This is a genomic window from Christiangramia qingdaonensis, assembly GCF_048381525.1.
Taxonomy (GTDB): domain Bacteria; phylum Bacteroidota; class Bacteroidia; order Flavobacteriales; family Flavobacteriaceae; genus Christiangramia.
The window spans coordinates 140,675-153,616 of record NZ_JBLWIM010000012.1 but is presented as its reverse complement, the minus strand read 5'-3'; the positions used below and the strand labels follow the sequence as shown (position 1 = coordinate 153,616).

15 protein-coding genes and 1 pseudogene are annotated in these 12,942 nt (G+C 39.6%); 7 read left to right on the top strand and 9 right to left on the bottom strand.

The features are described 5' to 3' along the window. Positions 1-824: pseudogene (locus ACNI3T_RS05555) on the bottom strand (hybrid sensor histidine kinase/response regulator); the annotation flags it as partial. A gap of 282 nt (positions 825-1,106) precedes the next feature. Between ACNI3T_RS05555 and ACNI3T_RS05550 the strand changes: the two are divergent. Further along, a complete protein-coding gene (locus ACNI3T_RS05550) occupies positions 1,107-3,488 on the top strand; it encodes a TonB-dependent receptor (protein WP_418226980.1) in 2,382 nt (793 codons plus the stop codon). Between the two features lie 66 nt (positions 3,489-3,554). On the opposite strand, the gene ACNI3T_RS05545 is transcribed toward ACNI3T_RS05550, so the two are convergent. Continuing rightward, positions 3,555-3,983, bottom strand: coding sequence for a Rieske (2Fe-2S) protein (locus tag ACNI3T_RS05545; RefSeq protein ID WP_418226979.1), 429 nt, complete (start codon positions 3,981-3,983; stop codon positions 3,555-3,557). A 248-nt stretch (positions 3,984-4,231) separates the two neighbouring features. Between ACNI3T_RS05545 and greA the strand changes: the two genes are divergently transcribed. The 3 genes from greA (at position 4,232) to ACNI3T_RS05530 (ending at position 5,615) form a co-directional block, all read left to right on the top strand. Next, the gene (gene greA, locus ACNI3T_RS05540) at positions 4,232-4,708 is read left to right on the top strand and encodes a transcription elongation factor GreA (protein WP_418226978.1); all 477 of its coding nucleotides are present in this window, start codon (positions 4,232-4,234) and stop codon (positions 4,706-4,708) included. A gap of 101 nt (positions 4,709-4,809) precedes the next feature. Beyond that, positions 4,810-5,205 carry an HIT family protein gene (locus ACNI3T_RS05535; protein WP_418226977.1) on the top strand — a complete coding sequence of 132 codons (396 nt, stop codon included), beginning with the start codon at positions 4,810-4,812 and terminating at the stop codon, positions 5,203-5,205. After that, the gene (locus ACNI3T_RS05530; protein WP_418226976.1) at positions 5,202-5,615 is read left to right on the top strand and encodes an acyl-CoA thioesterase; all 414 of its coding nucleotides are present in this window, start codon (positions 5,202-5,204) and stop codon (positions 5,613-5,615) included. Before ACNI3T_RS05535 ends, ACNI3T_RS05530 begins: the two co-directional genes overlap by 4 nt. Here the strand turns inward: ACNI3T_RS05530 and ACNI3T_RS05525 are convergent. After that, positions 5,612-6,760, bottom strand: a complete 1,149-nt coding sequence (locus tag ACNI3T_RS05525; protein ID WP_418226975.1) for a sensor histidine kinase — start codon at positions 6,758-6,760, stop codon at positions 5,612-5,614. The genes ACNI3T_RS05530 and ACNI3T_RS05525 overlap by 4 nt on opposite strands. Before the next feature lie 112 nt (positions 6,761-6,872). Between ACNI3T_RS05525 and ACNI3T_RS05520 the strand changes: the two genes are divergently transcribed. The 3 genes from ACNI3T_RS05520 to aat all read left to right on the top strand — a co-directional run bounded on the left by ACNI3T_RS05520 (position 6,873) and on the right by aat (position 8,841). Then, complete coding sequence (locus ACNI3T_RS05520) at positions 6,873-7,745, top strand: flavin reductase family protein (RefSeq protein WP_418226974.1); 873 nt, start codon at positions 6,873-6,875, stop codon at positions 7,743-7,745. A gap of 7 nt (positions 7,746-7,752) precedes the next feature. Continuing rightward, the gene (locus ACNI3T_RS05515; RefSeq protein ID WP_295178663.1) at positions 7,753-8,124 is read left to right on the top strand and encodes a DUF3127 domain-containing protein; all 372 of its coding nucleotides are present in this window, start codon (positions 7,753-7,755) and stop codon (positions 8,122-8,124) included. Positions 8,125-8,202: 78 nt separating this feature from the next. After that, complete coding sequence (gene aat / locus ACNI3T_RS05510; protein ID WP_418226973.1) at positions 8,203-8,841, top strand: leucyl/phenylalanyl-tRNA--protein transferase; 639 nt, start codon at positions 8,203-8,205, stop codon at positions 8,839-8,841. 3 nt (positions 8,842-8,844) lie between these two features. Here aat and ACNI3T_RS05505 read toward each other — a convergent pair whose 3' ends face one another. From ACNI3T_RS05505 to ACNI3T_RS05480, 6 genes are read right to left on the bottom strand one after another with little or no spacing between them, the layout of a single operon-like run. Next, a complete protein-coding gene (locus ACNI3T_RS05505) occupies positions 8,845-9,447 on the bottom strand; it encodes a DNA-3-methyladenine glycosylase I (protein WP_418226972.1) in 603 nt (200 codons plus the stop codon). Positions 9,448-9,450: 3 nt separating this feature from the next. Next, positions 9,451-10,164 carry a hypothetical protein gene (locus ACNI3T_RS05500; protein ID WP_418226971.1) on the bottom strand — a complete coding sequence of 238 codons (714 nt, stop codon included), beginning with the start codon at positions 10,162-10,164 and terminating at the stop codon, positions 9,451-9,453. A 20-nt stretch (positions 10,165-10,184) separates the two neighbouring features. Then, positions 10,185-10,901 (bottom strand): tRNA pseudouridine(55) synthase TruB, encoded by a 717-nt coding sequence (truB, locus tag ACNI3T_RS05495; protein ID WP_418226970.1) that lies wholly within the window; start codon positions 10,899-10,901, stop codon positions 10,185-10,187. Continuing rightward, positions 10,891-11,685 (bottom strand): undecaprenyl-diphosphate phosphatase, encoded by a 795-nt coding sequence (locus tag ACNI3T_RS05490; RefSeq protein ID WP_322301804.1) that lies wholly within the window; start codon positions 11,683-11,685, stop codon positions 10,891-10,893. The genes truB and ACNI3T_RS05490 overlap by 11 nt, the downstream gene beginning before the upstream one ends. 6 nt (positions 11,686-11,691) lie before the next feature. Continuing rightward, positions 11,692-11,955, bottom strand: coding sequence for a DUF3098 domain-containing protein (locus ACNI3T_RS05485; RefSeq protein ID WP_418226969.1), 264 nt, complete (start codon positions 11,953-11,955; stop codon positions 11,692-11,694). 3 nt (positions 11,956-11,958) lie between these two features. Then, on the bottom strand, positions 11,959-12,837 hold the full coding sequence (locus ACNI3T_RS05480; protein WP_418226968.1) for a cell division protein FtsX: 879 nt from the start codon (positions 12,835-12,837) through the stop codon (positions 11,959-11,961). Between the last annotated feature and the right edge of the window lie 105 nt (positions 12,838-12,942).

Sequence of the window (12,942 nt, the reverse complement as noted above, 5' to 3'; positions counted from 1 at the left end):
CAACTCCCTATCAGGATGATCGTGGAAGTTTTGTCCAGCATATTCTGAAAAGTCTCTGCACGTTCCAAGGAATTTTCCCGCTCCGTTTTCTCTAAATTAGATAGCAATTCCTGTAATTGCTGATTCAGAATCATATCATTATTAAGCAACTCATTTTCCTTCTGAACAACCTCATTTTGAAACTGTCGGTTAGCGAATTCAAGGTCGGTTAGTACTCTCTTTACAGATCTAACCAGAGAATCCAAACGCTGAGTAGTAATATTTTCGGCATTATCTTCTCTTGAATATTCCAGCCACTTTACCAGCACATCCTTTTGATAAGATTTTAAATTCCTGAATCTATTCTCGTAATTGTAATCCTGGAAAGACTGGTCGATATTCCGAAGCTCCCCAAGAGCTTTCCGGTAATAATTGGTATTCCTGTCGGTATCTCGCAATGCAACCAGCTCCTTCAGGTTTTCTGTCTTTTGTTCCAGAAGTTGGTAGATACTATCTGCTTCGTCTTCAAAATCAAGTTGAGTATAACTGGTCTCCAGTTCATTGATCTTGAATTTTATACTATCAATTTGAGAATTGTAAAGTTTTAGCTCTTCCTCATTCCCGGTTTGTATTAGACGCCTGCTTGTATTTTCAGATTCATTGAGGTTGGTGGAAATCTCAGATACCAGAATGAGCTGCTGTGTATTTTCAGTATTCGTCTGGGCGATTTCAGAATAGGTAAGCACCTGGTTATAAATATACCAGACGGCAAGCCCGGCGAGAATGGAAACAATCACATATCCTGCAACAACCTTTACTGTTAAAGAGCGTTTCGTATTTAGCATAAACTTCCCGTTGTACTATAAAAATCTTTATTCCCAATTTTCCTCAAATGTATTGCATTTCTAAAAAAGCATATTACATTTGCGGCATAATCTCATAAGGGGTGCCTTCACGGGCTGAGATCATACCCAATGAACCTGGGCAGGTAATGCTGCCAAGGGATACGCACGAAAGTGCGGTGTATGTACTCCTGTTATTGCCATACTGGTGATCTCAGGATTTTTTATTTTATAACTAAATCAGGAAAGAATAATTGCCCCTTTTATTCGTAGAAAATTTTGCGAATGAAACATTTATTATCTTTTGTGGCGCTGCTGGCAATTTCTCTTCAGGCCTATGCACAGGATTACAAACTCAGTGGTATCGTAACTGAAAATGGAAATCCTATTGATGGAGCTTCAGTTTATCTACAAAGTACAGGTTCTGGAACTTTAACCAACGAAAAAGGTTATTACGAGCTCGAACTTTCAGAAGGAAATTATACGCTTATCTTTTCCTTCGGAAATCAAAGAAGTAGAACTGTAAATCTAACCGAAGACACGACCTTAAATATTGATCTTGCCGGAGCGCAGGAATCTCTGGATGAAGTATTTCTATCCTCTGTAAGGGTGACCGATGAATCTCCAATTACCTATAGCAATCTAAGCAACGAGGAAATTGCCGACAGGAATCTTGGTCAGGATATCCCGGTACTTATGAGCTATATGCCCAATGTGGTTACTACAACCGATGCCGGGAACGGTGTTGGGTATACGGGAATTCGCGTTCGTGGTAGTGATGCAACCAGGGTGAATGTGACCATCAACGGCGTGCCTTATAATGATTCTGAAAGTCAGGGTACTTTCTGGGTGAACCTGGGAGATTTTGCTTCTTCCGTAGAAAACCTACAGCTACAGCGTGGTGTGGGAACATCAACCAATGGTGCCGGAGCCTTTGGTGCGAGTCTTAACATCCTTACAGACGCTTATAAAGAAGAAGCTCAGGGTGAGATCGCGAACAGTATAGGGTCTTACAATACTTTTAAACATACCGTAAAATTTAGCACTGGTCTTATTAATGATCATTTCAGTTTTACAGGACGTGCTTCAAAAATTAGAAGTGATGGTTATATAGACCGGGCAAGTAGTGATTTGAAATCATACTTTCTACAGGGATCTTTCGTAGATGATAATACACTTATTAAAGCACTTACTTTTGGTGGTAGCGAAAGAACATATCAGGCCTGGTATGGTATCGATGCTGAAACACTTGAAAATGATCGGACTTTCAATCCGGCAGGAATCTATACCGATGAAGATGGAAACACGAAATTCTATGACGGGCAGACAGATAATTATAAACAGGATCATTACCAGTTACTATGGAACCAGGATTTTGGGTCTAACTGGTCTACAAACCTTGCACTTCACTATACCTATGGTCGTGGATATTACGAAGAATATGAAGAAGATGCAGATCTTCAGGAATTTGGACTTCCCCTATTCATGTCTAATGGAGAGGAAATTACATCTTCAGATCTTGTAGGGACCAAATGGCTGGATAATCATTTCTACGGAACTGTTTTTAGCGTGAACTATGAGACTACAAACTGGGATCTTACGCTTGGTGGAGGATGGAACAAATATGAAGGTGATCATTACGGAGAGGTGATCTATACCAGATTTGCTCGTAATAATGACCCTTACGAACCATACTATTTCAATCAGGCAGATAAAACCGACTTCAATATCTACGGAAAAGCAAACTTTGTGATTACTGAAAAACTTGGAGGTTACTTGGATCTACAGTTAAGAACGGTGAATTATGAAACCGATGGACTTCTGGATGACCAGACTCGATTTTTGAACGATGATAACTTTAGTTTCTTTAATCCGAAGGCTGGGTTGACCTATCAATTGAACAAAGGTGACCAGTTCTATCTTTCTTATGCACGTGCTCATCGTGAGCCAAGTCGTGGTGATTACGAAAATGGAGATCCGGAACCTGAAGAATTGAATGATTTTGAACTTGGATGGAGACATCAAAGCACCAATTTCGTTTTGAACACAAACCTTTATTATATGGATTATCAAAACCAGCTCGTGCTTACCGGTGGGCTTGATGATGTTGGGGCGTTTATTCGCCAGAATAGTGGAAATTCCTACCGACTTGGATTAGAGGTAGATGCAACAGTTAGAGTGACTGATAACTTTAATGTTCGACCAAACATCGCCTTAAGTCGAAATAAAAATGTGGACTTTGTTTCCCCGTTCGATGGAGAACTGGTAGCCTATGGAGATACAGATATTTCATATTCACCTGAGATAGTCGCTGCGAACATGCTGGATTACTCACCGGTGAACGGGCTCGAACTTAAATTTCTCTCTAAATATGTTGGGGAGCAGTTTATGAGTAATGTAGAAGCAGAAAATTCTAAACTGGACAGCTATTTTGTGAACGATTTTAATGTGCAGTACACCTGGGAAAAAGCCTGGATGTTTCGTGAGATCGTACTTACAGGGCTGGTAAATAATATATTTGGAGAAGAATACGTGTCTAACGGGTATTATTATACCTATGATATTTCCAGCGATACTAATCCATCTGGAGTGCAAACCTTTGATGGAGCTGGATATTATCCACAGGCAACAACAAACTTCTTACTTGGACTTACATTGAAGTTTTAAACCAATTTTAATGCATTTTTAGCAGCCTTCTTTTCAAATTGTAGGGGTTTGAAGAGAAGGCTTTTTTTAGTTGAAGATCTGCAGTACGTTGCCAGACCGCTCAACTCTATATGGTTTCATACCGTATTCACCTTCTCCTTCTGAAAGTTGTCCTGTGATCACATTATAAGAATTATCATCACAATTACAGTTTGCGATCACACCATTCAGTGTCATTGCAGAACAGGATCTTGGCGGGTGGTTTGGATCACTTAGTTCAAAAGCTACAAATTGATCATTGTTAATATTGTAAATAACAACACCTTTTACTCCGTAATTGTAGGTTGCGTATGCGTTTCCCGGAAACTGAAGATCGTTGTATTCAGGTAAAGATAAATTTACCTGAAACCTGAAATTTAGATCTGCGAGATTTGGGTTGTTGTTAAACGAATCATCAGACCCGGAACAGGCTGTAAGTAGTACATAAACAGTCAATAGACTAAGTAGTTTCTTCATATAAATTGAATTCAGTCGAAAATAATATAATTGCTCCAAAAGATTAAATTTCTTACATTTGTTCAAAGAAATCCCGTAATTCATGGGATTTTTTTAATTAATACTGTAATAGTTTGAACCCGGAACACTAAAAATTTGTAGATCCGGGCTTTTCCACGTCGTGGAACCATAAAATTACCAGATCATTAAGCTATTAATCCCGGAATCTGACCTTTAGCTTTTTCCGCGGATTTTAAAACGATAAAGTTATGAGTAAAGTATCTTATTATACCCCTGAAGGGTTGAAAAAACTTAGAGATGAGCTCAACTATTTAAAAGATGTTGAGAGACCAAAAGCGTCAAATGCGATTGGTGAAGCGAGAGATAAGGGAGATCTTAGTGAAAATGCAGAATATGATGCTGCCAAAGAAGCACAGGGATTACTGGAATTAAAAATTTCCAAGCTGGAAGAAGTAGTGGCGAATGCACGCGTGATCGACGAATCTCAGCTGGATACTTCCAAAGTACTGGTGCACTCACATGTAAAAATTAAGAACCAGACCAATGGGGCAGAAATGACTTATAAGTTGGTCGCACAAAGCGAAGCCGATCTAAAATCTGGAAAGATCTCTGTAGATTCTCCAATTGGGAAGGGTTTACTTGGTAAAAAAGTAGGTGACACTGCTGAAATTCAGGTGCCTAACGGTACAGTTACTTTTGATGTGATCGAGATCTGGAGAGAGTAACAGTTCAATACAGTTAAAATATGATCCTTTTCTTTCATCTTATTTTAAAGATTTGAGAAAAGGATTTTTTAATTTTAGGGTAAACCAACCATACTAATATTATGTCGACCTTATTTACAAAAATCGTTAGAGGAGAAGTGCCTGCTTATAAAGTAGCAGAGAACAGTCAGTTTCTTGCATTTCTCGATGTTAATCCTAATGGAAAAGGGCATACCCTTTGCATTCCGAAGAAGGAAGTGGATAAGATCTGGGATCTTGAAGAAGAGATCTACCAGGAATTAATGCGTTTCTCCAGAAGTGTTGCTCTTGCCCTGGAAAAGACCGTTCCTTGCAAAAGAGTGGGGATGGCCGTTGTTGGACTTGAAGTGCCACACACCCATGTACATCTTATCCCTTTAAATACTATGGATGAAATGAACTTTAGCAACAAGGTGAAAATGACTGAAGAGGAATTTCAGGAACTTGCAGATAAAATTCATGCGAACGTAGAGCTGTGAACGAAATAGCAGATTATAAACTGAGTCTGGACCTCAGGATAGACTGGAGCGATCTGGATATGTATGAGCACGTGAATAATATCACCTTCATGCGTTATCTACAAAGCGGAAGAGTCAATTTCTGGGAGTCTACCGGTATCCACGAGTTCTACCAGAAAACGAATCAGGGAACCATGTTGGTGTCTACGAATTGTGATTTTAAGCGACCTTTACATTATCCGGGAGTTGCCCGTGTTTTGACCAGGTTAGACAGGATTGGAAATAGCAGTTTCTCTCTTAGGCACTTGATATTGAACAATGAAAATCAGATTTGTGCTGAAGGACTGGACACAGTAGTCTGCTATAATTTTGATAAGAAATGCACTTTCCCGGTTCCCGATTGGTTAAGGGAAAAGATAAGCCAATATTAGATCTTTTTTAGACTTATCTGGAAAGTCGTTCCTTTTCCAATCTCACTTTTAGCAACCTTGATCTTACCCTGGTGATATTCCTCTATAATTCTTCTGGCTAAAGAAAGACCGAGTCCCCAACCACGTTTTTTGGTGGTTTGTCCGGGCTCGAAGATCACTTTAAATTTGTTCTTGTCTATTCCTTTTCCGGTATCTGTAATATAGATATGTGCCTGCTTCATATCCTGCTTGATCTCGATCAAAAGCTCTCCTTTTCCTCGCATGGCATCTATCGCATTTTTGACCAGGTTTTCTATGGTCCAGCTATAGAGTTGTTCGTTGAGCATAACCCAGATTGGTTGCCTTGGAGTCTGAATGCTGAAATCAATAAGATTGGAACTTCTCAATTTCAAGTAGTCAAAACTTTCCCGGGTAGCTTCTACAATGTTTATTTCCTTCAGATTTGGTGCCGAGCCAATTTTTGAAAATCTTTCAGTAATGGTCTGTAAGCGGTCAATATCCTTTTCCATCTCTTTAATATAAGAAGGATCTACATCTTCAGATTTTAAAATTTCAGTCCAGCCGATTAAGGAGCTTAGCGGAGTCCCAATTTGATGGGCAGTTTCCTTGGCCATACCCGCCCATAACTTGTTCTGTTCACTATTCTTAGTAGTGGTATAGAAAAAATAAACGACCCCAATAAATAGAAAGCCAATAAGCGTAAGCCCAATAGGGTAGTACTTAAGTTTATTAAGTGCGGGGGAATTTCCGTAGTATAAATACTGAACCTGCCCTTCTCCAAGATCTACTGCAATTGGTTCGTTTTCCTCTTTAAGCTCAATTAGATATTCTTCTAATCTTTCGCGATCTTCCAGGATCACAGGATCAATATTCGTCGTGTAGGCGATCGCTCCATCTTCATTGGTATGGATGATGGGAATCGTAGTGTTGTTATTCAGGATCTCAAGGATCAGGCTAAGATCAGCATCTTCGGGAGCTGCACTTAGTTCTTCCTGCGCCTGCGCCCAGATATTCATTTTAGCTCTTTCGTCTTCCTTAAGCCGTTGAAAAAAGATACTGGTGTTCCAAAGGACCAACGCGGTAACCACAAGACAGGAAAGAATGATAAACCAGCGATTCAAGCTGCGTTCGTCGGGTAGATTCATGTATTACTACGGCTTTATAGAATAAATATAAGCGTTTTAAAATGATTTTTATTGTAATGCTTTGGCTTTTCATTCCCTCTACATTTCTTTATCTTTGGCGAAAATAAAGTATATGTTCAGTATAGAGCCAAAAGATATAGGGACAGGTAAATTACATCAGTATTTACTTGGGTCTATTGGACCAAGACCTATTGCTTTTGCAAGTACCATTGACGAGCAGGGGAAACCAAATTTATCTCCTTTTAGTTTTTTCAATGTATTTGGGGCAAATCCTCCGGTTCTTATATTTTCTCCTGCAAGAAGAGGACGGGACAATACAACCAAGCATACTTTTGAGAATGCAAAAAAAGTAGATGAGGTGGTGATCAATGTTGTAAATTACGACATTGTTCAGCAAATGTCACTATCCAGTACGGAGTATGGGGAAGGTGTAAATGAGTTCGAGAAAGCCGGGCTTACAATGCTGAAATCTGATCTGGTGAAGCCATTTCGTGTCGCAGAATCTCCAGTTCAAATGGAATGCAAGATCGTTGATATCATTGAGACCGGGACTGAAGGTGGAGCAGGAAATCTTGTAATCTGTCACGTAGTCAAGATCCATGTGAAGGAAGAAGTTCTGGATATAAACGGTTATATTGATCAATATAAAATAGACCAGGTAGCCCGTATGGGTGGCAATTGGTATTCAAGAGCCAGAACGGGAATGTTCGAAGTTCCAAAGCCGCTTTCAACTTTAGGGATTGGTGTCGATACAATGCCAGAAGAGATCAGAAACAGTAAAGTGCTAACTGGTAATGATCTTGGGAAACTTGGGAATGTAGAATCCTTGCCAGATGAATCAGAAATTCAGGATTTTAAGAAACACGAAGCTGGAGTGGCTGAATTAGTTGAAAACAAGAATCAGGAGAAAATTCATAAACAGGCACAGCGGTATCTTGAACAGGATGAGCCGATGAAAGCCTGGAAAATATTATTAGCAAAATAGAGATAAAATGGAAGTACAGGGAAAAATCAAATTAATAGGAGATACAAAGACCTTCGGAAATAATGGGTTTCAGAAGAGAGAAATGGTTGTGACGACAGAGGAGCAATATCCTCAGCATATCATGATCGAATTCGTTCAGGATAAATGTAGTCTTCTGGATGCCTTTAAAGTAGGTCAGCCAGTAAAGGTTGGTATCAACCTTAGAGGTAGAGAATGGGTGAGTCCACAAGGGGAAACTAAATACTTTAATTCTGTACAGGGTTGGAGAATTGAGAACCTTGCCGCTCAACAGCCGTCTGGAGGTAACGTACCACCACCAGACCAGTTCGAGCCAGCAAGTGATTTGAACGAAGAGGATTATGACGATCTGCCTTTCTAAGGAGAAGTCTTATAAAAATTAAAAGTCCGGTGATTATTTCATCGGACTTTTTTAATTTCATTAAACAATTTTAAGCGCGTGTATTTTATAAGTCCGGACCAAAAATTTCCTCCAGTAGAGCTGGCAGATGAAGACGGTTTTCTAGCAGTTACCCGGGAACTTAGTATTAATCGAATACTGGAGGCTTATCACTTAGGGATCTTTCCTTGGTATAGTGAAGGCCAGCCTGTTTTATGGTGGTCACCAGATCCCAGAATGGTACTATTTCCTGAAGAGCTGAAGGTTTCGAAAAGTATGCGTCCTTACCTGAATCAAAATAAATTTCAGATAACTTTCAATCAGGATTTTGAGGCGGTCATCGATCACTGCGGAAAAGTTTTCAGAAAAGGTCAGGATGGTACCTGGATCACTCCGGAGATAAAGAGATCTTACCTGGAGTTACATCGAATGGGAATAGCCATTTCAGCTGAAGTATGGGATGATAATACTTTGGTTGGAGGTTTATACGGAATTTATCTTCGGGAGAAAAAACTATTCTGCGGTGAAAGTATGTTTGCCAATGTGAGCAATGCTTCCAAGTTTGGATTTATAAAAATGGTCCGGAAGCTTCAGGAAGAAGGCATACAACTAATAGATTGCCAGGTGTATACAGATCATCTTGCCAGCCTGGGAGCACGGGAAATTCCAAGAGAAGAGTTTCTTGGTTATCTAAAGTAGCGACTAATAGTTTTCAAGTTTCATCTTTTCACCAAGTTTCCGGATCTCATCATAACGAAAACAATCGATTTCATGGTCATTGACCATTCCGGTTGCCTGCATATGTGCATAGATCACTGTGGAGCCGGTAAACTTAAAACCGCGTTTCTTCAGGTCTTTTGATAACTGGTCGCTGATATCTGTAGTCGCAGGTGCTTCCTTATAAATCTTTACTTTATTCTGTATTGGAGTGCCATCCACAAAGTTCCAGATATACCTACAAAAACTGCCAAACTCATCCTGAATTTTGATGAATTGCTGTGCATTATTCACGCTGGCTCTAATTTTCAATTGGTTTCGAATGATTCCGGCATTTTCTATTAGTTTCGTGATCTTAGGTTCTTTATATAAAGCGATCTTTCTATAATCGAAATCATCAAATGCTTCCCTGAAATTCTGCCTTTTTCTTAATACTGTGATCCAGCTCAATCCCGCCTGAAAGGTTTCAAGAGTAAGAAATTCAAATAAATTATGGTCATCAAGTACCGGAACTCCCCATTCCTGGTCATGATAGGCTTCATAGAGCGCATCTCCTTCACACCAACCACATCGTTTTGGTTCTGCCATAGTTTAAGATCTAAAATAATAGGTGATGGTTCCCGGCTGCTCATTCTTGCCAGCAAGCTTACTAAACCTGGCTCCTGCTGCATATTCCATAGCTCTTTCAACCAGACATTCATTACCTGATGTAGAACTGCCTTTATTCAGGCTGGTGTCAAGAACATATCCATTCGCATCCACACTAATGTTGATCACGATCTTACCTGCAACGTCACAGGTATAAACAGGATTCGGAATCTTAACTGCACGACGGCCCTTTAGGGAAAATGAAATACTGCTATAATCATACACTGCCGATTTTTGTGAGCTCTCTTCAGAGGAATCATCACCGTGCGAAGCATCTTTGTTCCTGTCAGCAGTTTTTTTATTAACCTTGTAATTTCCGTCGCCCTGGGTATCTTCGCTTTGCTCGGCCTCCTGTCGGGCACTATTCTTCTGGAAAATTTCGTCCAGCTTGTTCTTCATTTCTGCATCCCGGGCTTCCTTATCTTCATTGTACGCCCTGTTGGTCTGGACGTTTCTTCGGGGTTGCTTAGGTTGCTCTTCCTGTTCTTCAGGTTCCTCTTCCGGAGCCTTTTCCTTCTGAAATTGCTCAAGATCCACGAGCATTTCTCCAGCTGCTTTTTTCTGGTTGGCCATGTTGAGGTTATACAGCGCCAGGAATAGCACAGCAAATAGCAGGGAAGTAATTATAAGAGCTTTGTGTTTGTCGAAAAAATCCATGGATTAGAGTTTCCTCTATCTTAAATGTTCTCCCGTGAAGGTAAGAATTTTTCGAAAGATTCGATATCCATGGCATTTTCTACCGAATATTCTCCTATGCCGGTTCTTCTCAATGCTGAAAGGTGTGCTCCACTGTCTAAGGCAATCCCGAATTCGTGAGCCAGGCTACGAATATATGTTCCTTTACTACAAACTACTCTGAAGTCTATGTCTGGAAATTTACTAAAGTCAATATCAAAAGCGTTTATTTCGATCTCTCGTTTTTTGACTTCAACTTGTTCACCTTCCCGGGCATATTCATAAAGTCGCTTTCCATTCTTTTTCAAAGCTGAAAAGACCGGTGGTGTCTGTTCGATCTTTCCAATAAATTTTCTACTGGTTTCCAGCAACTTTTCTTCAGTAATATGAGAAGTTTCGAATGTTGCATCAAATTCAGTTTCGAGATCAAAAGAAGGTGTCGTTGCACCAAGACTAATAGTTCCCGTATATTCTTTGATCTGTCCCTGTAGATCGGGAATGGTTTTGGTAAACTTTCCTGTGCAAATAATCAAAAGTCCGGTAGCCAGCGGATCTAAAGTTCCAGCATGACCAACTTTGATTTTCTTGATATTACAGCTTCTTCTAATGAGCCATCTTACTTTGTTAACCAGCTGGAAAGAAGTCCAGTTCAATGGTTTGTCAAATAGCAGTACCTGTCCGGCTTTAAATTCTTCCGCAGTAAATTGTTTATTGAGCATACGCAAAAATAATCGCTGCGATTCCCACTACAAAACAATAGATGGCAAACCAGGAAAGCTTGCTTTTTTTAACAAGAGTGATCATCCAGGTGCAGGCAACCAATCCGGCGATAAAAGCCGATATGAAACCTACCGCAAGTGCTGTTAGGTCTGTGGAACTGGAAGTTAATTCTCCGCCTAAAAGATCTTTAGCAATCTTTCCGAAGATGAGAGGCACTACCATTAAGAATGAAAATCTAGCAGCTTTCGTTTTGTCGTTTCCAAGCAAAACAGAAGTTGAAATAGTTGCTCCACTTCTTGAAATCCCTGGTAGCATAGCGATCGCCTGAGCAACTCCAATTACAAATGCATTGGAATAGCTTACCTTTTTTCCGGTATCTTTCGCTTTATCTGCAAGCCATAAAAGCAATGCAGTCACAAGTAGCATAAATCCAACAAATAATATATTTCCTCCAAAAAGCGCTTCAAGCTGTTCTTCAAAAAGTAATCCTACTATAACAGCCGGAAGCATAGAAATAATAATCTTCAGTGAAAACTGGGTTTCTTCGTTCCATTTAAAACTGAATAGACCTCTTAAAATTTCAAAAACATCTTTTCTGAAAATTACCAAGGTGCTTAATGCGGTAGCAAAGTGGAGTACTACAGTGAATAATAGTGATTCTTCAGGTACACTGGTATCCCCAAGAATAGCTTTTCCTAATTCTAAATGTCCGCTTGAGGAAACTGGTAAAAATTCAGTAAGTCCCTGGATGATCCCGAGGATCACCGCATCTAATAGATCCAAATTCGTTTATTTTTTATGAGGGTTCAACAGGATGGCATAGACTTCTATTGCAAAGCCAATTAGAACGAGGGCCGGTGCAAGTCTAATACGTTGAAAGTTGTAAATAGCATCATTAAATTCGTTCGGATCTTCGCTGCCACCACCAGACATTAATATGAAGCCAAGTGCAATCACGGCAAGACCAATGAACATGAATATATAGTTTCTTTTTCCGAAAACGAATCCGGTATTAAAACTTCCTCCCTGGTGAATTTCTTTCTCTTTTTTCATGGTCTAATAATAAAGTTCATCTGTTTTAAGATTCAGAAAACGAGATGTCGCGAAATAAGTGCTTATCCAGGTAATAACGATACCCATCAGGAAAATTCCGGAGAATAGTATCACTAGCATTTTTACATCTCCCAAAAGATTCAATTCCTGAAAACTGTTGTTGAGATAGAATAGCACTGCTGCCATTCCAATAAGAGCGAGAATCGCCCCAATAAGACCCAATTTTACACTTTGCCAGATAAAAGGTCTGCGTATAAAACCTTTGGTAGCGCCAACCATCTGCATAGTTTTGATGATAAATCTTTTTGAATAAACAGCCAGCCTGATACTAGAGTTTATAAGCAGGACGGCAATAAAAGTGAAAACCGAACTTGCGATCAATACCCAAAGGCTTATCTTCTTAACGTTATCATTCAGTAAAGCGATAAGTGGTTTATCATAAACGACCTCATCTACAAAATTCTTGGAAGTAAGATCTGCTGCGATATCATCAACCTGTTCCGAAGAAACGAAATCGGCATTCATATAGACATCAATCGAATTCTGCAGTGGGTTATAACCCAGGAACTCCATGAAGTCTTCTCCAATTTCTTCGCTATGTGCAGCAGCAGCATCTTCCTTACTTACATAAGTCGTAGTCTTGGTATAATCTGCCATCGCCAGGCTCTTTTTCAATTGCTCGATCTCTACTTCCTTGGCGGTATCTTTAAGGTACACGGTAAGCGCTATCTGTTCTTTAAAATGATCTGCTACTTTCTTGGTGTTCAATACCAAAAGTCCCAGCATTCCCAAGAGAAATAAAACCAGTGCAATACTAATCACAACAGAGAAATAGGAGGATATGAGTCGGCGTTTTTGATACCTTTCAAAAGATGTGGTCATATAGTGACTTCAGATTTTTTGTAAAAATAAGAAAGTTCAGCTTTCTCAATATTTAAAACGTTTAAACTTTTGAAAATATTGGATGTATAAAGTTGTGAAGTTTTA